Here is a 21,530-nt window from a genome sequence, read left to right as displayed (position 1 = left end):
GGGTTGGTAGTCGTGCGGCGGGCTTGTTCGCTGCCGGTATCTATCTGCGCGACTCTGCGCGAAATAACGCTCTGGCCTCCCCCTTTGCAAAAGGGGGATTGAGGGGGATTTGCTTTTCGACTGCGGTGGAGCCTCCCCCCTGGCCCCCCTTTTTCAAAGGGGGAAACCGAAACGTTTCAAAGCGGAAACCGAGATCGGGTTTCAGAGTGAGATGGGACCGCGACGTCAGTCCGACGGCCCGCAGGTGTCGCAGCCGGCGCAGTTGGGGCCGGAGGCGCTGGGTACCGGCGCGATCGTACGGCCGAGGCGGCGCATCCAGTGCGGACGGCCCTCGCGCACCAGCGGCAGCGCGCAGGCGATGCGCAGGCGGCGCACGGCGCCGGGGAACTGCTTCTTCGCGACCACGGCCGCGCTGACGATCACCGCCAGCGCGATCACCAGGTATTGCGCGAGCAGGCCGGCGTCCATGCTCAACCCGCGCCCAGGGCCACGGCGACCTGGTAGGTCACGAACGAGGCCAGGTAGGCCAGCGCGAACAGGTAGCCGGCGCTGATCGCGACCTGCTTCCAGGAGTTGGTCTCGCGCCGGATCGTGGCCAGGGTGGAGATGCACTGCGGCGCGTAGATGAACCACACCAGCAGCGACAGCGCGGTCGCCAGCGACCAGCCGTCGCTGATGATGGGCGACAGCGCCTGCGCGGCCGCGTCGTCGTCGGCGGCCGACAGCGCGTACACCGTGGCCAGCGAGGACACCGCGACTTCGCGCGCGGCCAGGCCCGGGATCAGGGCGATGCAGATCTGCCAGTTGAAGCCGATCGGCGCGAACACCGCGGTCATGGCGTGGCCGATGCGGCCGGCCAGGCTGTAGTCGATCGCCGGCAGGGTCGCGTCGGCGGGCGCGCCCGGGAAGTTGAGTAGGAACCACAGCAGGATGGTCAGGGCCAGGATGATGCCGCCGACCCGGCGCAGGAAGATCCAGGCGCGCTCCCACAGGCCGATCAGCAGATCGCGCGGATGCGGCAGGCGGTACGAGGGCAGTTCCAGCAACAAGGCATGCTCGCCCTTGTCGCGACGCCACTTCTTCATCACCCACGACACCATCAGCGCGCTGAGGATGCCGGCCGCGTACAGTGCGAACAGCACCAGGCCCTGCAGGTTGAGCACGCCCAGCACTTTCTGCTGCGGGATGAAGGCGCCGATCAGCAGCGCGTACACCGGCAGGCGCGCCGAGCAGGTCATCAGCGGCGCGACCAGGATGGTGGCCAGGCGGTCGCGCGGGTCCTGGATGGAGCGCGTGGCCATGATGCCGGGGATCGCGCAGGCGAAGCTCGACAGCAGCGGGATGAAGGAGCGTCCAGACAAACCGGCGCCGGCCATCATGCGATCGAGCAGGAAGGCCGCGCGCGGCAGATAACCGGATTCCTCCAGCGCCAGGATGAAGGCGAACAGGATCAGGATCTGCGGCAGGAACACGATCACGCCGCCGAGGCCGGCGATGATGCCGTCGACCATCAGGCTCTTGAGCGGTCCTTCGGGCATGACCCCGCCGACGAAGGCGCCGAACCAGGCCGTGCCGGCTTCGATCAGGTCCATCAACGGCGTGGCCCAGGCGTACACCGCCTGGAAGATCAGGAACATCACCACCGCCAGCGACAGCAGGCCCAGCACCGGGTGCAGCAGCCAGCGGTCGAGGCTGTCGTCGATCTCGGCGGTGCGGCGCGGCATCGTCACCGCCAGCGCGAGCAGGCGGCGGGTCTCGGCGTGCAGATCCTCCGGCTGCAGGCCTTCGGTCGGCGTGGCGTGCGGCGCATGCGCGAGTTCGGACACGCGGTCCAGCATCGCTACCAGTTCGCGCGCGCCGTGGCGGTGCACCGCCACCGTCGGCACCACTGGCACGCCGAGCTCGCGTTCGAGCACGGCCAGATCGACGTCGATGCCGCGGCGCTTGGCCGCGTCCATCATGTTGACCGCCAGCACCATCGGCCGGCCGAGCTCGCGCAGTTCCAGCGCGAAGCGCAGGTGCAGGCGCAGGTTGGTGGCGTCGACCACGCAAACCAGCACGTCGGGCGCGGGCTCGCCGGGATAGAAGCCGCGGCAGAGGTCGCGGGTGACCGCTTCGTCCAGGCTGGCTGCGTGCAGGCTGTAAGCGCCGGGCAGATCGAGCACGGCGTAGCTGCGGCCCGAGGGCGCGTGCAGCCGGCCTTCCTTGCGCTCGACGGTGACGCCGGCGTAATTAGCGACCTTCTGGCGGCTGCCGGTGAGCAGGTTGAACAACGCGGTTTTGCCGCAGTTCGGGCTGCCGACCAGGGCCACGCGCGGAATCCCGGGCGTAGCGGCGGCTTGCATGGTTGCGGCGTGACTCATGTGTCGCTCCCGCCAGCCTCGGGCTGGACCTGGATCCGCGCCGCCTCGCTGCGGCGCAGGGCGAAACGGGTGTAACCGATCTGGATCAGCAGCGGCTCGGCCGAGATCGGCCCGGCCGCCATCACTTCGACCCGCTCGCCCTTGACGAAACCCAGCTCGCGCAGACGCCGCGCGATCGCGTCGTTCGGGGCCTGGTCTTCGACGGATTCGACCGTGGCCGCGACGCGACGCGGCAGTTCGGACAATTTCAAGGCTTCACCAATGGACGCGGCGGGGTGTCCGAGCGGACATCACGAATAGGAATAGTTCTCATTCTATCATCGCCGGCCGTACCGGGGCGGATCGCGGCGGACGCCGCGTATCATTCGCCAGACTCCATACAGCCAGCCCCCGCCCGCGATGAACCATCCGTTGCTGAGTTTGCGCGAGGGCCCCGTGGCCCGGCTGCGCCTGAACCGCCCCGCCCTGCACAACGCCTTCGATGCGGTCCTGATCGCCGCCCTGACCGGCGCCCTGGAGGCGGTGGGCCACGACGACAGCGTGCGGGTGGTGGTGCTGGAAGGCGACGGCGCCTCGTTCTCGGCCGGCGCCGACCTCAACTGGATGCGCGGCATGGCCACGGCCAGCGAAGCCGCCAACCGCGACGACGCCCTGGCCCTGGCGCGGCTGATGCGGACCCTGGACGAGCTGCCCAAGCCGACCGTGGCGCGCGTGCACGGCGCGGCCTTCGGCGGCGGCGTCGGCCTGGTGGCCTGCTGCGACATCGCCATCGGCGCGCCGGAGGCCAAGTTCGGCCTGACCGAGAGCAAGCTGGGCCTGCTGCCGGCGGTGATCTCGCCGTACGTGATCGAGGCGATCGGCGCGCGCCAGGCGCGGCGCTGGTTCGCGACTGCGGAAATCTTCGACGCCGACACCGCCCTGGCGATCGGCCTGCTGCATGCGGTGGTGCCCGCCGATCAACTCGACGCCGCGGTGCAGCGCCAGATCGACCTGCTGCTCAAGGCCGGCCCGGTCGCCGCGGCCCAGGCCAAGGCGCTGGTGCGCCGGGTCGCCGCGCACGGCGACCGCGACCGCCACGACGCCGACAACGCCGACCTGATCGCGCGCCTGCGCGTCTCGCCCGAGGGCCAGGAAGGCCTGGGCGCGTTCCTCGACAAGCGCAAGCCAGCCTGGATTCCCTGAGCCGAGCGCACCGCCGCACCGCCCCCGACCGCTACAAGGAGCCGTACCGTGATCGACCATATGGGTATCAACGTCGCCGACTATCCGCGCAGCCGCGCTTTCTACAGCCAGGTGCTGGCGACGCTGGGCTACGCCGAGGTGATGGCGGTGACGAAGGAACAAAGCGGCGGCTACGAAGGCTGCGGTTTCGGTCCGCCGCAGCAGCCCAAGTTCTGGGTCGGCACCGGCCCGGCGCACGGCGGCGGCGTGCACATCTGTTTCAACGCCGGCTCGCGCGAACAGGTCGACGCCTTCCACGCCGCCGCCCTGGCGCAGGGCGCGCGCGACAACGGCGCGCCCGGCATCCGCGCCCACTACCACCCCAATTACTACGGCGCCTACGCCTACGACCTGGACGGCAACAACATCGAGGCGGTCTGCCACCTGCCACCGGCTTGATTCACGCAGACCACAGAAACGGTGCAGGCTGCTCGCGCGCAGTTGACCGCGCGAGGCGCCGCCGCGTTCACTAGCGTCCCCAATCGCGATTCGCACGGAGGCCGTAGGTAGCCGCATGCTCGACCACATCGACTTCGCCGTCTCCGACCTGGCGCGCAGCCGCGCCTTCTACACGCGTGCGCTGGCGCCGCTGGGGATGGTGCCGGTGCTGGAGATCGCGCGCGACGACGACGGCCACGAAGGCACCGGTTACGGCCCGCCCGGCCGGCCCTTGTTCTGGATCGGTCGCGGCGACAGCGTGTCCGGGCGGCTGCATGTGGCCTTCAGCGCGGACTCGCGCGAACAGGTCGACGCCTTCCACCAGGCCGCGCTGGCCGCCGGCGCACGCGACAACGGCGCGCCCGGTGTGCGGCCGCGCTACCACCCGCATTACTACGCCGCGTTTGTGTTGGACCCCGACGGGCACAACATCGAAGCGGTCTGCCATCGGCCGCCGGCATGAACCGTCGGCCCCTCGTCTCGCCCATCCCTGACCGGGAAGGATAGCCCCGCATGTTCAGCAAGATCCTGATCGCCAACCGCGGCGAAATCGCCTGCCGCGTGATCCGCACCTGCCGCCGCCTCGGCATCCGCACGGTCGCGGTGTATTCCGATGCCGACGCCGACGCCCAGCACGTGCGCCAGGCCGACGAGGCCTATCCGATCGGCGGGCCGCGTCCGGCCGACAGCTACCTGCGCGGCGACGCCATCATCGAGGTCGCGCTGCGCAGCGGCGCCCAGGCCGTGCACCCGGGCTACGGCTTCCTCAGCGAGAACGCCGACTTCGCCGACGCGGTCGCGGCCGCGGGCCTGGCCTTCATCGGCCCGGCCGGCGGCTCGATGCGCAAGATGGGCAGCAAGGCCGGCGCCAAGGAGCTGATGCAGGCCGCCGGCGTGCCGGTGGTGCCCGGCTACACCGGCGCCGACCAGAGCCCCGAAGTGCTGCATCGCGAAGCCGACGCGATCGGCTATCCGCTGATGATCAAGGCCGCGCACGGCGGCGGCGGCAAGGGCATGCGCATCGTGCGCGCCAGCGACGAGTTCCTGGCCCATCTGGAGAGCTGCCAGCGCGAGGCGCGCAACGCCTTCGGCCGCGACCGCGTGCTGCTGGAGCGCTACGTCGAACAGCCGCGCCACATCGAGATCCAGATCTTCGGCGACCGCCACGGCCAGGTGATCCACCTCAACGAGCGCGAGTGCTCGGCCCAGCGCCGCTACCAGAAGGTGCTGGAGGAATCGCCGTCCTCGTTCCTGAGCGCGGAACTGCGCCAGGCCATGGGCGCGGCCGCGGTCCAGGCCGGTCACGCGATCGACTACGTCAACGCCGGCACCGTCGAGTTCATCGTCGGCCAGGACGGCGGTTTCTACTTCATGGAGATCAACACCCGCCTGCAGGTCGAACACCCGGTCACCGAGTACGTGACCGGCCTGGACCTGGTCGAGTGGCAGCTGCGCGTGGCCTCCGGCGAACCGCTGCCGCTGGCGCAGGACGCGATCGTGCAGCGCGGCCATGCGATCGAAGTGCGTCTGTACGCCGAAGACCCCGAGGCCGGCTTCCTGCCCGGCTCGGGCAAGCTCGAGCGCCTGCGCCTGCCCACGCCCAGCGAACACGTGCGCATCGACTCGGGCGTGATCGAGGGCGACACGGTCACGATCTTCTACGACCCGATGATCGCCAAGCTGATCGTCGCCGACATCGACCGCCCCAGCGCCCTCGCCCGCCTGCGCGCGGCGCTGGCCGAATGCGAGATCGCCGGGCCCAAGTCCAACATCGAATTCCTGGAGCGCCTGGCGCGCCATCCGGCCGTGGTCGAGGGCCGCATCGACACCGGCTACCTGGACCGCCACCTCGACGAGTTCATGCCCGCCGCCGACGGCAGCGACGCCGAGGAGGCCGACGACCTGCTGATCGCCGCGACCGTGGCCGAACTGCTGGCACAGGAGCGCGAGACCCGCCGCACGGCCGCCACCTCCAACGACCCGGAATCGCCCTGGGCGATCGCCGACGGCTGGCGCCTGGGCCACGGCGGCCGCCGCAGTCTGGCCTTCCTGCGCCGCGAGGAACGCCTGGAGCTGCACGCTCAGGGCAGCGCCGGCGATTACCGCATCGAACAGGCCGGCCGCACCCGCCAGGTCCAGGGCGCCCGCCACGGCGCGGATGGCCTGAGCCTGCGCATCGACGGCCGCGCGCGCCGCTTCGCGCTGCTGGGGGATGAGCGCCGGGTGGTGGTCCACGACGGCGAACGCAGGCTGCGCCTGCTGCCGGTCCCGATGTATCGTCACGAATCGGCCGCGGCCGCCGGCACCGGCAACCAGGTGGTGGCGCCGATGCCGGGCCGGGTGGTGGTGGTCAAAGCCGCCGCCGGCGACACGGTCGAAGCGGGACAGGAGGTCATGGTGATCGAAGCGATGAAGATGGAACTCAGCCTCAAGGCCCCGCGCGCCGGCACGGTCGCCGAAGTGCGCGCGGCCGCCGGCGAATTCGTCGAAGCCGATGCGGTGCTGGTGGTGCTGGACGCATGAGCATGACCCCCTCGGTCCGCATCGTCGAAGTCGGCCCGCGCGACGGGCTGCAGAACGAGAAGGCGCAGATCGCGACCGCCGACAAGATCGCCCTGATCGATCGGCTGTCCGCGACCGGCCTGCGCAGCATCGAGGCGACCAGCTTCGTCAGCCCCAAGTGGGTGCCGCAGTTGGCCGACGCCGCCGAGGTCTTCGCCGGCATCCAGCGCAAACCCGGCGTGCACTACCCCGTACTGGTGCCGAACGAACAAGGCTACGAACGCGCGCGCGCGGTCGGCGTGGAGGAAATCGCGGTGTTCACCGCGGCCTCGGAAGCCTTCAACCAGAAAAACATCAACGCCAGCATCGACGAATCGCTGGCCCGCTTCGCGCCGGTGCTGGCGCGCGCCAAGGCCGACGGCGTGGCGGTGCGCGGCTACGTCTCGACCGTGCTGGGCTGCCCTTACCAGGGCGCGGTGCCGGTGGCCGACGTGGTGCGCGTGGCCAAGGCCCTGCACGCGATGGGCTGTTACGAGATTTCCCTGGGCGACACCATCGGCGTCGGCACGCCCGGCAAGGCGCGCGCGATGCTGAAGGCGGTCGCCGCCGAAGTGCCGATGCCGGCGCTGGCGGTGCATTTCCACGACACCTACGGCCAGGCCCTGTCCAACCTCCTGGCCTGCTTGGAAGAAGGCGTGGCGGTGGTGGATTCGGCGGTATCCGGCACCGGCGGCTGCCCCTACGCCAAGGGCGCCAGCGGCAACGTCGCCAGCGAGGACGTGGTGTACATGCTGCACGGCCTGGGCATCGAGACCGGCGTGGATTTGAACGCGCTGGCCGAGACCGGGCGCTGGCTGGCCGGCCTGCTCGGCCGCGAGACCGGCAGCAAGGTCGGCAAGGCGCTGGCGGCGGCATGAGCCAGCATCCGCCCGGGAACGAACCGACCGTGTCGCCGTCCCCGGTGGACGCGGCCTCGACCCTGGCGGCGCTGGAACTGGCCAGCCACGACAGCAGCCTGTCCGACGCCACCCGCGCGCTGCTGCTGGAAGCCGCCGAAGCGATCCGCAGCAGCAGCGACGACGCCGACGTCGCGCACACGCGCTACCGCGCGGTGTTCGACGCGGTACCCGACCCGGTCAGCATCCTCGACGAAGCCGGCACCGTGCTCGACCTCAACAAGGCCGGCATGGCCGCCTACCGGCGCCCGCGCGATCAGATCGTCGGCCAGCCCATCCACGTGCTTAACCCGGAATTGCCGCACGACCACCTCAATCCGGTCTGGGAAACGCTCAATCGCGGCGAGACCTACGTCATCGAAGTCACCAACATGCGCGGCGACGGCACCCGCTTCCCGGTCGAGGTGCATTCGGCCGGCTTCGAGCACGAAGGACGGCGCTGCATCGTCGCGGTCGCGCGCGACCTCAGCGGCCGCCGCGACGCCGAGCTGCGCTATCGCGAGCTGATGGAGACCATCGACCGCGGCATCGTGGTCCACGACCCCGACTTCCGGGTGATCTACGCCAACGGCGCGGCCATGCGCATCATGGGCCTGGGCCACCAGCACAGCGCCGACGAGGAAATGCGCTCCGAGCACTGGATGGTGATCGACGAGCACGGCCGCGAACTGAGCCAGAAGGAATTTCCGGCGCAGCGCGCGCTCGACACCGGCAAGCGCGTCGACAGCATGGTGCTGGGCCTGTACCACCGCGAGCGCCGCAACCTGATCTGGCTGACGGTGACCGCGCTGCCGCAGTTCCCGGCCGGCGGCGACCGCCCGAACCAGGTGCTGTCGATGTTCACCGACGTCACCGCGATCAAGCGCGACAGCGCCCTGTTCGACCGCGCCCAGAGCCTGGCCCAGATCGGCGGCTGGGAATGGGAAGCCGGCCCGGACCTGCTTTACCTCACCGAGGAAGCGCAGCGCATCCTCGGCCACGATCCCGCGCCGGCCAGCATGGGCGAGATGCTCAACTGCCTGCGTCCCGGCGACCGCCTGCGCCTGCGCGACGCGCTCGACCACGCGATCGCGTTCGGCCGCAACATCGATCTGGAACTGCAAGGCATGCGCGCCGACGGGCGCGGCTTCTGGGTGCGCACCATCGCCCAGGCCGAAGCCGCCGACGCGCTCAACGCGCGCCTGATCGGCACCCTGCAGGACATCACCGAACGCAAGCACGACGAGGAGAACCTGCGCATCCAGGCGCGCAGCGATCCGCTCACCGGCCTGCTCAATCGCGACGCCGTGCTGTCGGAGCTGGAAAGCCGGCTGGACGACCCCAACCGCGCGGCGCTGGCGGTGCTGTACATCGACCTCGACCGCTTCAAGGTGGTCAACGATGTGCTCGGCCATGCCGCCGGCGACCGTCTGCTGGCCTCGGCTGCGCGCCGCATCCAGCGCGCGGTCGGCAGCGAGGGACTGATCGCGCGCTTCGGCGGCGACGAATTCCTGGTGGTGTGCGAAACCGGCAACGACCCGGCGCTGTCCGAGCGTCTGGCCGATTCCATCCTCGAAATCTTCGGCGACAGCTTCCGCCTGGACGGCGAGGAATTCAGCATCACCGCCAGCATCGGCATCGCCCAGGCCCCGATCGACGGGGTGCGGTCGCAGCAGCTGATCCAGAGCGCCGACGTCGCCATGTACGACAGCAAGCGCCGCGGCCGCAACGGCTGGCAGAGCTTCACGCCGGAGCTGGCCGAACAGCAGCTGCACCGCCTGCAGTTGGAAACCCACCTGCGCCGCGCGGTCCACAACGACGAGTTCCATCTGGTCTATCAGCCGCAGGTCAATCTGGCCGACGGCTCGGTGGTCGCGGTCGAGGCGCTGATCCGCTGGCGCAACCAATCGCTGGGCGAGATGCGGCCGGACCGCTTCATCGACCACGCCGAAACTACCGGCGACATCGTCGGCATCGGCGGTTGGGTGCTGAAGGAAGCCTGCCGGCAGTTGCGGCGCTGGCACGAGCGCGGCCTGGACGTGCACCGGGTTGCGGTCAACGTGTCCTATCGCCAGTTCCTGGGCGAGGACCTGGCCAGCTCCGTGGCCACGGCCCTGGCCGAGTCCGGCCTGCCCGGCACCGCGCTGGAACTGGAATTCACCGAACGCGTGCTGATCGAGGACGTGCCCGACACCATGCGCACCTTCCACGCCCTGCGCGAGATGGGCGTGATGCTGACCATCGACGATTTCGGCGAGGGCTACAGCGCGCTGAATTACCTGCGCCGCCTGCCCATCCACGGCCTCAAGCTCAGCCAGCTGTTCGTGCAGGGCGTGCCCGACAACCAGTCCGACGTCGCGGTTTGCCAGGCGGTGACCGGCATCGCCCGCAGCCTGGGCCTGGGCCTGGTCGCCGAGGGCGTGGAAACCGAGCGCCAACGCGCCTTCCTGCTCTCGCTCGGCGTCGAGATCGGCCAGGGCTTTTTGTTCGCGCCGGGCCTGATGCCGGACGAGCTGCAGCAGTACTACCGCTCGCCGCTGGTGCTGCCGGGTTAAGCGCGCAAAAGAAGGCCTCTGCTCTCGCTCCGACTTTCACGTTCCTGCGTCATCCCGGGTCTGGTTTCTTTCCATCGCCCAGGCGTTTTTGCCGTCGCCTGCCTTCTTGTCGTCATCCCCGCGAAGGCGGGGATCCAGTGACTTCAGCGCCAGACCGCGCCAAGCCCCTCAGCCCCATTCCCCGCAAGGTCCGCCGATGAACCACCGCCTGCGCCTGTCGCTTTCCGGTTTGTTGCTCGCTCTGACCGCCGGACTCGCCCACGCTGCCGACCCCAAACCCGCCGCACGCGGCGAAACCCTGCTGCTGCGCCCCGAGCGCGTCTGGACCGGCGACGACAGCCCCTCGCACGCGAACTGGGCCGTGCTGGTACGCGACGGCGCCATCGTCGCGGCCGGGCCCGCCGATGGGATTGAAGCGCCCGCCGACGCACGCCGCATCGACCTGCCCGGCGCCACCCTGACGCCGGGCCTGATCGACCTGCACGCGCATCTGTTCCTGCACCCCTACAACGAGACCCCCTGGAACGATCAGGTGCTGAAGGAGCCCGAGGCCTACCGCACCCTGCTCGCCGCGCGTCACGCTGGCGCGACCCTGCGCGCGGGCTACACCAGCTTGCGCGACCTGGGCACCGAAGGCGCCGGCTACGCCGATCTTTCGCTCAAGCGCGCGATCGACGAGGGCCTGATCCCGGGCCCGCGCCTGTTCGTGGCCACGCGCGCCATCGTCGCCACCGCCAGCTACGGCCCCGGCCCGCACGGCTTCCGTGACGACATCGAACTGCCAGGCGGCGCGCAGGAGGTCAGCGGCGTCGACGAGACCGTGCGCGCGGTGCGCGAGCAGGCCGGCCACGGCGCCGACTGGATCAAGGTCTACGCCGACTACCGCATCGGCGCCGACGGCAGCGCCCGACCCACCTTCAGCGCCGCCGAACTGCGCGCCCTGGTCGACACCGCCCACCTCAGCGGCCGTCCGGTCGCCGCGCACGCGGCCAGCGACGCCGGCATGCGCCTGGCGATCGAAGCCGGCGTGGACAGCATCGAACACGGCTACGGCGGCAGCGCCGCGACCTTCCGCCTGATGCGCGAACGCAACGTCGCCTATCTGCCCACCCTGACCGCGGTGGAGTCCACCGAGCAGTACTACGCCGGCTACGTCCCCGGCCAAACCCCGCCCACGCCCAAGCTGCGTGAAGCCGAACAGGCGTTCCGCACCGCGCTGGCGGAAAAGACCACGATCGGCTGCGGCAGCGACGTCGGCGTGTTCCGCCATGGCGACAACTACCGCGAGCCGGTGTGGATGTCCCAGCTGGGCATGTCCCCAGCTCAAGCCCTGCGCGCCTGCACCTCGGTGGCCGCGCGCATCCTGCGCCAGTCCGAGCGCCTGGGCCGGATCGCGCCGGGCCTGCGCGCCGATCTGGCCGCGTTCGCCGGCGACCCCAGCCAGGACATCGCGGCCCTGAAACAGCCGGTACTGGTAGTGAAGGACGGCGTGGTCTATCGCGAACCGGGCCGCGACGCGCTGGCGCCGGCGCCAGCGGCGGCCCAGCCAGTCCGGTAAAATCGCCGTTTTCCCCGACCCGGACCTTCCTATGCAACTCGACACCGTGCGCGCCATCGTCACCGGCGGCGTCTCCGGCCTCGGCCTCGCGGTCGCCCAGCACCTGGTCGCCCACGGCGGCAAGGTCGCCCTGTTCGACCTCAACGACGACAAGGGCGCCAGCGCGGTCGCCGAACTCGGCGCCGACAATGCCCGCTACTTCCGCACCGACGTCGCCGACGAAGCCGGCGTGGTCGCCAACGTCGCTGCGGCCCGCGACTTCCTCGGCGGCCTCAACGTCGCCATCAACTGCGCCGGCATCCTCGGCGCCGGCCGCGTGCTGGGCAAGGACGCGCCGATGCCGTTGGCGCAGTTCCAGGGCACGGTGATGGTCAACTTGGTCGGCAGCTTCAACGTCGCCAAGGCCGCCGCCAACCTGATGCAGCACAACGAGGCCGGCACCGACGGCGAGCGTGGCGTGATCGTCAACACCGCCTCGGTCGCCGCCTACGAGGGCCAGATCGGCCAGGCCGCGTACTCGGCATCCAAGGGCGGCGTGGTCGGCATGACCCTGCCGATGGCGCGCGAACTGGCGCGTTTCGGCATCCGCGTGATGACCATCGCCCCGGGCATCTTCTGGACCCCGATGGTCGACGGCATGCCCGAGTCGGTGCAGCAGTCGCTGAGCGCGTCGATTCCCTTCCCCTCGCGCCTGGGCCGCCCGCAGGAGTTCGCCGACCTGGTCGCCTACATCCTGGGCAACACCTACCTCAACGGCGAGACCATCCGTCTCGACGGCGCGACCCGTTTGGCGCCTAAGTAAGTCAGGAGCAGGGATTCGGGATTGGAGATTCGGGATTCGCCATAAGCACCCGCTCCATCCCGAACCATCGCCGCCCGACCTGCTCCTGCCAATCCCGAATCCCTAATCTCGAATCCCAAGCCCATGAAAGCCTACGACGTCAAAAAAGGTAACGTAATCGAGCACAACAACACCGTGTACCAGGTGCGCGACATCGAACGCAGCTCGCCGCAGGGCCGCGGCGGCAACGTCAAGTTCCGCTTCACCATGTACTCGGTTCCGGGCGGCACCAAGTTCGACCTCAGCGTCGGCGGCGACGACGAACTCAAGGAAGTCGAACTCAGCCGCCGCCAGGTGACCTATTCGTACAAGGACGGCGACGCCTTCGTGTTCCTGGACGACGAGGACTACACCCCGTACACGCTCGACGCCGACGTGATCGGCGACGCCGCCGGCTACATCGTCGACGACCTGTCGGGCTGCTACGTGCAGATCATCGACGACCAGCCGGTCGCCATCCAGCTGCCGGCCAGCGTGACCCTGGAAGTGATCGAGACCCCGCCGGAACTCAAGGGCGGCACCGCCACCAAGCGCCCGAAGCCGGCCAAGCTCTCGACCGGCATCGAGATCATGGTCCCCGAGTACATCGTCAACGGCGAACGCGTGCTGGTGAACACCGCCACCGGCGAGTTCGCCGGGCGCGCGGATTGATCGACGCGTAGCGAGCCTGCGGGCCGCCACGACCTACGCACCGGCGACGGACGCGGCGCTCCCGCGTTTGTCGCCGATGCGGCGCAGGCTGCAGGCAATCGATCGACGGCACCGGTGCCGGAAACGCGGCACCGGCGCATACACAGGCTGTGCGCTGGCGCCGCTCGGCCGCATACTGCAGCGACATGCGCCGCCTCCGCGGCCAAGTCGCCGGGCGGCAGGCCCTGGCCCGAACATCGGACGTCGCCATGCAAGCCAAGGCTAGATTCCTCACAGCGTTTCTGACGGCGGCTGGCATCGCCTCGCTAGCCAATGCACTGCCCTACCTGCTCACCCGCCATGCGTACCAGCGCGACGGCCAGGAAGTCGCCGGGTTTCCCCTCGCCTTTCACAGAATCGGCGGCGATTGCTCGCCCTCGGCTTGCGATAACTACGATTTCCACCTGGCCTATTTCACTGCCGACCTGTCGCTTGCGCTGATCTTTGCGGCGGCAGCGGGCTTGCTTGCGGCACGGACAGGCAAGCGCTAGCGATATCCGCGCGCGCAGCTGTCCTACGCGAAAGCGCGCCGCCCCTTAGGACACCGGATGGATCTGCGCAAGTTCAAGTACCACGAGGATCCCGTCGCCTCCGGCCACATCATCGAAGCGGCACCCGATGAACAGGACGCCTCCGGGCACAATCGGTTGCATCTCCAGTCGTAGATGGCACGACCGCTCAGGCGCAAACCATGCGGACCGGCTCGCCGCGTACGGGCATCGCAGCGCGCTATGTGATACATCCTAGGCAAGCGCAGCCGCCCGTGGGCGCGACTGCGGCTCGATCCTGTCTTCGAGCCTGGTTGCGTCGCTATCCCGCATCACTCGGGCGCCTGGCCAAGGGGGAGTCCGCATGATCAAATTTTTCCGCAACATGTTTGGCAGCAAGACATCGGGGGCCGACGCCTCCGCGCCTGCAGCAGGGCCCGTACTCAACGAGTCGCAGCCGGCCGTCCAATGGCTGGAAAAGGACGACCCGAAGAATCCCTTCACCGTGAACGGCTACGACTGCCTGGCCTTCGTCCGGTCCATGCTGTCGACCACCCAGGATCCGGCCGTTGCCACCTCCTTCTCGACCCTGCGCGCCAGCCTGGGTCAGGAACACATCGGCCTGGTGCCGTCCGGCGCGGTCGCCCTGGAATGCCGGCTGGAGTATCCCTTCGACGGCGAAACCACTGACGGCGTCCTGTTCCATGCCTCGCGCATGGAAGAGAAGTGGGACATCTACCTCTACGCCGACCGGATCTACTTCTGCCGCAGCTGGACCGGCGCGCTGACCTTCCTGGCGCACTTCACCACCACCAGCAGCGCGCTGGTCATCCATCAGATTCTGGCCACGTCCAGCGGCCCGGGCATGGACTACCGCTACGTGGTCAGGCAGGTCGACTACTTGGTGCGCAGCCATATCCTGAAACAGGCCCATCCGCATCCGCTGCCAGCCGGCTTGGAACGCGATCCGGCCAGCGTCGGCCTGTACTCCTTCAGTCAGTACGGCTGGCTATGCTGCTTCGGCACCTTCGACGACACTTTGCGACGCGATATCAGGAAGCCCCAGGCTGACGACTAAGGCAGCGCGTCATTCACCCATATCTGATTTAGTTCGATCGCCCCTCCCGCATGCGAGCAGTCCTATTCGCTATCGCCTTCAGCCTCTCACTCGCCTCTTGCGGTGGCGGCGTAAATGCCTACCGTCCCGCACCCGAGCACGACTTCGGTTGGGGCGCTGGCTACCGGGAAGTACGCACTGGTGAAAGCACGTACGAGCTTGAGTACTACGGTTTCGAATGGCAGCGTGGCGAACGACTTGATTCGTACTTTCGTCAGCGAGCCATGGAGCTCTGTGGCTCACCCCACTACACGGTATCCAGCAAAACGAACCCGACTGGTTTCGATGAAATGTATCTGCTCAACGAAGGCACGATGTCTGCCATCTCTCCGAATCGGCTCTTATTCGGTACCGTTCAGTGCGTCTCCAGCCAATCGCCCTCCACTCAATCTTCTCAATAGCAAGATTGGATAGAGCACAGGGAGTTCCCATGTTCAAGAACCTCATCCCCAAAATCTTCTACGACCGCCTCGAAGACGGGCTCGAATTCTTCGTCGATGGGCTGGGGTTCGAAGTGCAGTATCGGGACGCGAACATGGCCGTGATCGCGCGCGATGGGGCCAAGGCTTACCTCGTGGAGAGTCCGGAGTACGCAGCCAAGGATCGTCCGGAGCTGGGCATCGACACCGACGACGTCGATGCGGTGTACCGCGAGCTGTCCGCGCGCGCGCCGCAGCTGCTCCATCCCAATTCCAGCAAGGTCGCGCTCAAGCCCTGGGGCTCGCGCGAGTTCGCGATGCTGGACAAGACCACGGTCTGCGTGAACTTCCGTCAGTGGCCGGAGCAGGCCTGAGATGAGCCATAACGACTACCGCTTCGCGGCGGCGATGGAGGCGGACCTGCCGCGGCTGATGCCGGTGCTGCGCGAGTTCTACACAGTCGAGCACCTGCCCTGGAACGAACCGGCGCTGCGCTCGGCGCTGTCGGTGCTGATCGCCGACCCGAACGCGGGACGGTTGCGCCTGATCCTGCGCGGCGACGAGATCGCCGGGCACCTCGCGGTCGGGTTCTGCTTCAGCCTGGAGTTCGGCGGCCGCTACGGCCTGCTCGACGAGTTGTTCGTGCTGCCCGCGCACCGCGGCGCCGGGCTGGCCAAGCGCGCGCTGGCCGAGGCCGAGGCGCTGTGCCGCGCGGAAGGCCTGCGGGCGCTGCGGCTGGAGGTCAACGACGACAACGAACGCGCGCGCGGCATCTACGAACGCGCGGGCTATACGGCGCATGCGCGGCGCCTGATGACGCGCTGGTTGGATGCGAGCGACTAAGCCGGACCGTGTCGGCGCCGCGCCTTGCCCTGACGCCGACATAGCCACATTTTTGGCACACTTATCGCGCTGAGTAACGGCCCCGCTATCGGGCGCCGACGCCGCGGGTTTACGCTCGGCCACACGCATCGTCTTTGGCCCGAGGAAGGATCCATGCGCCGCCCTAGCCTGCTGCTGCTCTGTCTGATCCCGCTCGCCGCCGCGCAGGCGCGCGCGCCCAAGCTCGATGACCCACGCCCGAACGGTCATCTCAGCCCGCGCGAGCGCTGCTTGTGCGAGGCGCCGGAGCGCCATCCCAGCTGGTGTGAGCAGCCGCACGAGGTGCGCGCCTTCCTGCAGCGTTACGACGACTGCGAGCATTGGCGCGGCGAGGAAGCGCCGCAAGGCGACAGGCAACGCAGCAAAGAGATCGTCCAGGGCGCCAACCGCGCCTGCAAGGGCAACGACCGCCGCCTGACCGAACTGCGACGCCGTTATCAGAACGTGCCTGCGGTCGCGGCCGTGTTGTCGAAACTGGAATTCGTCCACGGGCCCTGAGCGCCGCCTGCCATACCCTTGCAACCATCCTCGCCCAGCATCGCCCCTTCCCCCGCATCACCGCTCGCAAGGAAGATCCATGGTCTCCGACACCCGTCGCGATTTCCTCAAGTTCGCCGGCGCCGCCGCCACCCTGGCGATGCTGCCGCCGTCGATCCGCAACGCGCTGGCGACGCCCGCCGCGCGCGTGACCGGCACCATTCAGGACGTGCAGCACGTGGTGATCCTGATGCAGGAGAACCGCTCCTTCGACCATTACCTGGGCGCCCTGCGCGGCGTGCGCGGCTTCGACGACCCGCGCCCGATCGCGCTGCCCAATGGCGACCCGGTGTGGCGCCAGCCCAAGAGCGGCGGCCAGGCCGTGCTGCCGTTCCGGCTCAGCACCGACAGCACCGCCTCGCAGTGCCTGGCCGACATCGACCACAGTTGGAAGGGCACGCACGCGCGCTGGAAGGACTACAACGCCTGGATCGCGACCAAGGGCCCGATGTGCATGGGCCACTTCACCCGCACCGACCTGCCCTACTACTACGCCCTGGCCGACGCGTTCACGGTCTGCGACGCGTACTACTGCTCGCACCACGGCCCGACCAATCCGAACCGCATGCATTTGTTCACCGGCACCAGCGGCATGACCGTGGGCGACTTCGGCGCGCAGGCGGTGAACAACGCCGACGACGGCAACTGGACCTCGGACATGTCCAAGGACAAGGCGACGTTCGCCGGCCACCGCTGGGGCACCTATGCCGAGCGCCTGCAGAACGCCGGCATCGGTTGGCGGGTGTATCAGGAGTACGACAACTACGGCGACAACTCGCTGCAGTCGTTCGCGAACTTCCGCAACCTGGACCGCAATTCGGAACTCTACAAGCGCGGCCGCGCCTGGGTGGACGGCTCGACCGCCGCCAACGCCGCCACCTCGCGCGGCGAGCATCTGGTCGCGGCCTTCGCCAAGGACGTGCGCGAAGGCACCTTGCCGGCGGTGTCGTGGATCGTGCCGCCCTACATCATGAGCGAGCACCCGGCGGCGACCCCGGCCTACGGCGAATCGCTGACCGCGCGCCTGCTGGAGGCGCTGGTCGCCAATCCCGAGGTCTGGTCCAAGACCGTGTTCATCATCAACTACGACGAGAACGGCGGCTTCTTCGACCACGTCCCGCCGCCGCTGCCGGCGATCACCTCCAGTCTCGGCAAGAGCACCGTCGACACCGCCACCGAGAACTACAACGGCGTGCCGGTCGGCCTGGGCATCCGCGTGCCGATGTTCGTGGTCTCGCCGTGGAGCAAGGGCGGCTGGGTGAATTCGCAGGTGTTCGATCACACCTCGGTGCTGCGCTTCCTGGAGTCGCGCTTCGGCGTGGCTGAACCCAACATCAGCGCGTGGCGTCGCGCGGTCGCCGGCGACCTCAGCACGGCCCTGGATTTCGCCGGCGCCGACCCGGTCTGGCCGGTGCTGCCGGACACCCGCGAGCACATGACGCGCGCGGATCAGTCCTGCAAGTTGCCGGTGCCCAGCGCGCCCAAGCAGCCGAAGATGCCGCGCCAGGAGCTGGGCCAACGCCCGGCGCGCGCGCTGCCGTATCAGTTGCACGTGCACGGCCGCATCGAGGCCGCCAGCGGCCGCTACTGGCTGGACTTCGCCAATACCGGCGTCGCTGGCGCGGGCTTCAACGTGTACGCGCGCAACCGCAGCGACGGCCCGTGGTATTACACGCTGACGCCGGGCACGCAGCTGTCGGATTACTGGAGCGCCCAGGCCTATACGCAGGGCAAGTACGATCTCAGCGCGCATGGGCCGAACGGGTTCCTGCGCGTGTTCCAGGGCGATCTGCTGAAGGCGACCGCGAGCGGCGGCGCGAATCCGGAACTGCGCATCGAATACGACCTGGTCAACGAACGCTTGCTGCTGCGCTTGAGCAACAGCGGCAGCGGCGCCTGCCGCCTGACCCTGCGCCCCAACCATTACAGCAGCGCGCCGGCGCGCAGCTATCCGCTCGCGCCGGGCGCCAGCATCGACGACAGCTGGCCGCTGGCGGCCAGCGCGCATTGGTACGACCTGAGCCTGAGCTCGGACCACGATGCGGGCTATCTGCGTCGCTTCGCCGGGCATGTGGAGACCGGGCGGGCTAGCGTCAGCGATCCGGCGATCGGGGCGGGTTGATGGCTGTGAGCGGGGGCGCTTCGGCGGCATGAAGAGCAAATCCTCCCCAGCCCTCCTTTGACAAAGGAGGGAGTTTGAAGCGCGGCGATTACGGAGCGCGGCCGTAGGGTGCGGTGGTAACCGCACCGTCGTCGTCGCCGGACCGGCGCGGCGATGCGGTTCGCCTGGGGCTCACCGCATCCTACGAGCGGGGGCTTCGGCGGCGTGAAGAGCAAATCCTCCCCAACCCTCCTTTTACAAAGGAGGGAGCTCGAAGCGCGGCGATTATGCAGCGCGGCCGTAGGGTGCGGTGGTAACGGCACCGTCGTCATCGCCGGACCGACGCGGCGATGCGGTTCGCCTGGGGCTCACCGCATCCTACGAGCGGGGGCGCTTCGGCGGCATGAAGAGCAAATCCTCCCCAACCCTCCTTTTACAAAGGAGGGAGCTCGAAGCGCGGCGATTACGCGGCGCGGCCGTAGGGTGCGGTGGTAACCGCACCGTCGTCATCGCCGGACCGGCGCGGCGATGCGGTTCGCCTTCGGCTCACCGCATCCTGCGAGGGGCCCGAGCACGGGCCGCGCGACCGGACAGATTACTTGCGCGCCAACCACTTCCTCGCCATCCGCCGCATCGATTCGTCGCTGCCGGGGTCGTCGACCAGCTCGTCGATGCGGCGCCAGGCCAGGTCCAGCGATTCGTCGCTGACCACGTAGTCCTCGCTGCCGTTGGCGCGCACCACGTAGCGCACGTCGTAGTGCCAGTGCCCGGGCACGTCGCGACGTTCCGGGATCCAGTGGCGGTCCAGATCGAAGGGCTCAGGTTCCACGCTCAGGTCGGACAGACCGGACTCCTCCTCGGCCTCGCGCAGGGTCACCCGCGCCAGGTCGCGGTCGCCGTCGGCGTGGCCGCCCAGTTGCAGCCAGCGTTCGAGCTTGCGGTGGTGGGTCAGCAGCACCCGTGCGCCGGCGCGGTCGACCAGCCAGCAGCCGCCGGTGTAGTGGCCCTCCAGGCGCTCGCGCCGGAACGGGTCCTGGGCGTCGTCCAGCAGGTCCAGGAAAGGCTGTACGCGCTCGGCCTCGTCGGGCCAGCGTCGCGCATAGTCGACGAGATTGGAACGCAGCTCGGCGTCCGGGTCTGAATGTCTCACGAGCATCCCAAATGCTGCACTGCGGCTTGATTCGGACGCGGATTATGCCGGCAAAGACCATGACTTTGTCCCGCTTGCCGCTGCTTTCCCCGCTGGGTTATGGTGGCCCGCCATTGCGCCATACGCCGGGTGTGCCGTTTGTACGGCCAGCCGACCTCTCATCATCTGGGGATACTGATGTCTAAGGGCCTATTCATCACCAAGCCGGTGCAAGCTGCACCGCACGTCGACGCGGGAGAGCCGGTAGAAGGCAGCCTGCAAGGCGAGGTCACGCTCAAGCGGACACTGACTTCGACGCAATTGGTGATGCTGGGCATCGGCGCGGTCATCGGCGCCGGCATCTTCGTCCTCTCGGGTCACGCCGCCGCCAACCACGCCGGTCCGGCGGTGGTGCTGAGCTTCGTGATCGCGGGCTTCGCCTGCGCCCTGGCCGGCCTGTGCTACGCCGAGTTCGCGGCGATGCTGCCGGTCTCGGGCAGCGCCTACTCCTATTCCTACGCCACCCTGGGCGAGTTCGTGGCCTGGTTCATCGGCTGGAACCTGGTGCTGGAGTACATGTTCGCCGCGTCCACCGTGGCGGTGGGCTGGTCGGGCTACCTCAACAGCTTCCTCGAACACTTCGGGCTAGGCCTACCCGCGTCGCTGGCGGCCGCGCCGCTTAACGTGGTCGACGGCGCCATCGTCTACACCGGCGGCCTGGTCAACCTGCCGGCGGTGGCGATCATCGCCGCCATCAGCGGCCTGTGCTACGTCGGCATCACCCAGTCGGCGTTCGTGAACTCCATCATCGTCGCGATCAAGATCGTGGTGATCGCGATGTTCGTGGCCTTCGCCGCCAAGTACGTGAACCCGGACAACTGGGTGCCGTTCATTCCGGAAAACCAGGGCCCCGGCAAGTACGGCGTCGATGGCGTGATCCGCGGCGCCTCGGTGGTGTTCTTCGCCTACATCGGCTTCGACGCGGTCTCCACCGCCGCCGGCGAGGCCAAGAACCCGCAGCGCGACATGCCGATCGGCATCCTCGGCTCGCTGGTGATCTGCACCATCATCTACATCATCGTCGCCGGCGTGCTGACCGGCCTGCTGCCCTACACCGAGCTGGGCACGCCCAAGCCGGTGGCGACCGCGCTGGAAACCTACCCGGCCCTGGGTTGGCTGAAGATGGTGGTCGAACTGGGCGCGATCGCCGGCCTGAGCTCGGTGATCCTGGTCATGCTGATGGGCCAGCCGCGCATCTTCTACACCATGGCCCACGACGGCCTGCTGCCGAAGTTCTTCGCCAAGGTGCACCCGAAGTTCCAGACGCCCTACATCGGCACCATCATCGTCGGCGTGTTCGCGGCGGTGCTGGCCGGCTTCCTGCCGATCGGCCTGCTCGGCGAAATGGTCTCGATGGGCACCCTGCTCGCCTTCGCCACCGTCTGCGTCGGCGTGCTGATCCTGCGCAGCACCCGTCCCGACCTGCCGCGCCCGTTCCGGGTGCCGCTGGCGGTCGTCGTCTGCCCGCTGGGCGCGCTGATCTGCCTGTACCTGTTCTCCAAGCCGTTCGCCGAGCATTGGAAGGTCATGACCGGCTGGACCGCGCTGGGCATGCTGATCTACTTCTTCTACGGCTACCGCAACAGCAAGCTGCGCAAGGCGGGCTGAACGTAGCAAGATGCGCAAGGCCGGCGGAGGCTATAAACAGCCCGCCGGCCTTGTCCATTTCAGGACCGACAGTTCAGGCCGCAGGG

The 21,530-nt window shown here is 68.7% G+C and carries 20 protein-coding genes; 16 read left to right on the top strand and 4 right to left on the bottom strand.

The genetic code is table 11. The features are described from left to right. Nucleotides 1-225: 225 nt before the first annotated feature. From ASD69_RS03090 to ASD69_RS03080, 3 genes are read right to left on the bottom strand one after another with little or no spacing between them, the layout of a single operon-like run. Nucleotides 226-468 carry a DUF6587 family protein gene (locus ASD69_RS03090; RefSeq protein ID WP_056173878.1) on the bottom strand — a complete coding sequence of 81 codons (243 nt, stop codon included), beginning with the start codon at nucleotides 466-468 and terminating at the stop codon, nucleotides 226-228. 2 nt (nucleotides 469-470) lie between these two features. Further along, complete coding sequence (locus tag ASD69_RS03085; RefSeq protein ID WP_056176471.1) at nucleotides 471-2,345, bottom strand: ferrous iron transporter B; 1,875 nt, start codon at nucleotides 2,343-2,345, stop codon at nucleotides 471-473. Between the two features lie 14 nt (nucleotides 2,346-2,359). Then, on the bottom strand, nucleotides 2,360-2,614 hold the full coding sequence (locus ASD69_RS03080) for a FeoA family protein (protein WP_056173873.1): 255 nt from the start codon (nucleotides 2,612-2,614) through the stop codon (nucleotides 2,360-2,362). Between the two features lie 148 nt (nucleotides 2,615-2,762). Between ASD69_RS03080 and ASD69_RS03075 the strand changes: the two genes are divergently transcribed. From ASD69_RS03075 to ASD69_RS03005, 15 genes are all read left to right on the top strand, one after another. Then, nucleotides 2,763-3,545 (top strand): enoyl-CoA hydratase-related protein, encoded by a 783-nt coding sequence (locus ASD69_RS03075; RefSeq protein ID WP_056173870.1) that lies wholly within the window; start codon nucleotides 2,763-2,765, stop codon nucleotides 3,543-3,545. Nucleotides 3,546-3,593: 48 nt separating this feature from the next. After that, complete coding sequence (locus ASD69_RS03070) at nucleotides 3,594-3,983, top strand: VOC family protein (RefSeq protein ID WP_056173866.1); 390 nt, start codon at nucleotides 3,594-3,596, stop codon at nucleotides 3,981-3,983. Nucleotides 3,984-4,098: 115 nt separating this feature from the next. Beyond that, a complete protein-coding gene (locus ASD69_RS03065; RefSeq protein WP_056173862.1) occupies nucleotides 4,099-4,485 on the top strand; it encodes a VOC family protein in 387 nt (128 codons plus the stop codon). A 50-nt stretch (nucleotides 4,486-4,535) separates the two neighbouring features. Further along, on the top strand, nucleotides 4,536-6,545 hold the full coding sequence (locus ASD69_RS03060) for a biotin carboxylase N-terminal domain-containing protein (RefSeq protein WP_056173860.1): 2,010 nt from the start codon (nucleotides 4,536-4,538) through the stop codon (nucleotides 6,543-6,545). A gap of 2 nt (nucleotides 6,546-6,547) precedes the next feature. Next, nucleotides 6,548-7,441, top strand: a complete 894-nt coding sequence (locus tag ASD69_RS03055; protein WP_056176469.1) for a hydroxymethylglutaryl-CoA lyase — start codon at nucleotides 6,548-6,550, stop codon at nucleotides 7,439-7,441. Nucleotides 7,442-7,470: 29 nt separating this feature from the next. After that, on the top strand, nucleotides 7,471-10,014 hold the full coding sequence (locus tag ASD69_RS03050) for an EAL domain-containing protein (RefSeq protein ID WP_235567133.1): 2,544 nt from the start codon (nucleotides 7,471-7,473) through the stop codon (nucleotides 10,012-10,014). A gap of 196 nt (nucleotides 10,015-10,210) precedes the next feature. After that, the gene (locus ASD69_RS03045) at nucleotides 10,211-11,572 is read left to right on the top strand and encodes an amidohydrolase family protein (RefSeq protein WP_056173855.1); all 1,362 of its coding nucleotides are present in this window, start codon (nucleotides 10,211-10,213) and stop codon (nucleotides 11,570-11,572) included. 31 nt (nucleotides 11,573-11,603) lie between these two features. Further along, nucleotides 11,604-12,374 (top strand): SDR family NAD(P)-dependent oxidoreductase, encoded by a 771-nt coding sequence (locus tag ASD69_RS03040; RefSeq protein WP_056173852.1) that lies wholly within the window; start codon nucleotides 11,604-11,606, stop codon nucleotides 12,372-12,374. 123 nt (nucleotides 12,375-12,497) lie between these two features. Continuing rightward, entirely contained in the window at nucleotides 12,498-13,064 is a 567-nt protein-coding gene (gene yeiP, locus ASD69_RS03035; protein ID WP_056173850.1) for an elongation factor P-like protein YeiP, read from the top strand. 248 nt (nucleotides 13,065-13,312) lie between these two features. Next, a complete protein-coding gene (locus ASD69_RS03030) occupies nucleotides 13,313-13,594 on the top strand; it encodes a hypothetical protein (protein WP_157498934.1) in 282 nt (93 codons plus the stop codon). A 361-nt stretch (nucleotides 13,595-13,955) separates the two neighbouring features. After that, nucleotides 13,956-14,669, top strand: a complete 714-nt coding sequence (locus tag ASD69_RS03025) for a hypothetical protein (protein WP_056173842.1) — start codon at nucleotides 13,956-13,958, stop codon at nucleotides 14,667-14,669. A 469-nt stretch (nucleotides 14,670-15,138) separates the two neighbouring features. Beyond that, nucleotides 15,139-15,501 (top strand): hypothetical protein, encoded by a 363-nt coding sequence (locus tag ASD69_RS03020; protein WP_056173839.1) that lies wholly within the window; start codon nucleotides 15,139-15,141, stop codon nucleotides 15,499-15,501. 1 nt (nucleotide 15,502) lies between these two features. Next, nucleotides 15,503-15,970, top strand: a complete 468-nt coding sequence (locus ASD69_RS03015; RefSeq protein ID WP_056173836.1) for a GNAT family N-acetyltransferase — start codon at nucleotides 15,503-15,505, stop codon at nucleotides 15,968-15,970. Between the two features lie 153 nt (nucleotides 15,971-16,123). Continuing rightward, complete coding sequence (locus ASD69_RS03010) at nucleotides 16,124-16,507, top strand: hypothetical protein (protein ID WP_056173835.1); 384 nt, start codon at nucleotides 16,124-16,126, stop codon at nucleotides 16,505-16,507. Nucleotides 16,508-16,586: 79 nt separating this feature from the next. After that, nucleotides 16,587-18,668, top strand: coding sequence for a phospholipase C, phosphocholine-specific (locus ASD69_RS03005; RefSeq protein ID WP_056173832.1), 2,082 nt, complete (start codon nucleotides 16,587-16,589; stop codon nucleotides 18,666-18,668). 574 nt (nucleotides 18,669-19,242) lie between these two features. On the opposite strand, the gene ASD69_RS03000 is transcribed toward ASD69_RS03005, so the two are convergent. Next, nucleotides 19,243-19,704, bottom strand: coding sequence for an NUDIX hydrolase (locus tag ASD69_RS03000; protein ID WP_235567174.1), 462 nt, complete (start codon nucleotides 19,702-19,704; stop codon nucleotides 19,243-19,245). Between the two features lie 270 nt (nucleotides 19,705-19,974). Between ASD69_RS03000 and ASD69_RS02995 the strand changes: the two genes are divergently transcribed. Continuing rightward, nucleotides 19,975-21,444: an amino acid permease gene (locus ASD69_RS02995; RefSeq protein WP_056173827.1), complete on the top strand. Its 1,470-nt coding sequence runs from the start codon at nucleotides 19,975-19,977 to the stop codon at nucleotides 21,442-21,444. Nucleotides 21,445-21,530: the final 86 nt, after the last annotated feature.

It is taken from the genome of Lysobacter sp. Root604 (assembly GCF_001427505.1).
Classification (GTDB): Bacteria; Pseudomonadota; Gammaproteobacteria; order Xanthomonadales; family Xanthomonadaceae; genus Lysobacter.
Note: the sequence above shows the minus strand (reverse complement) of the source record. Positions and strands in the feature narration are given on the sequence as shown.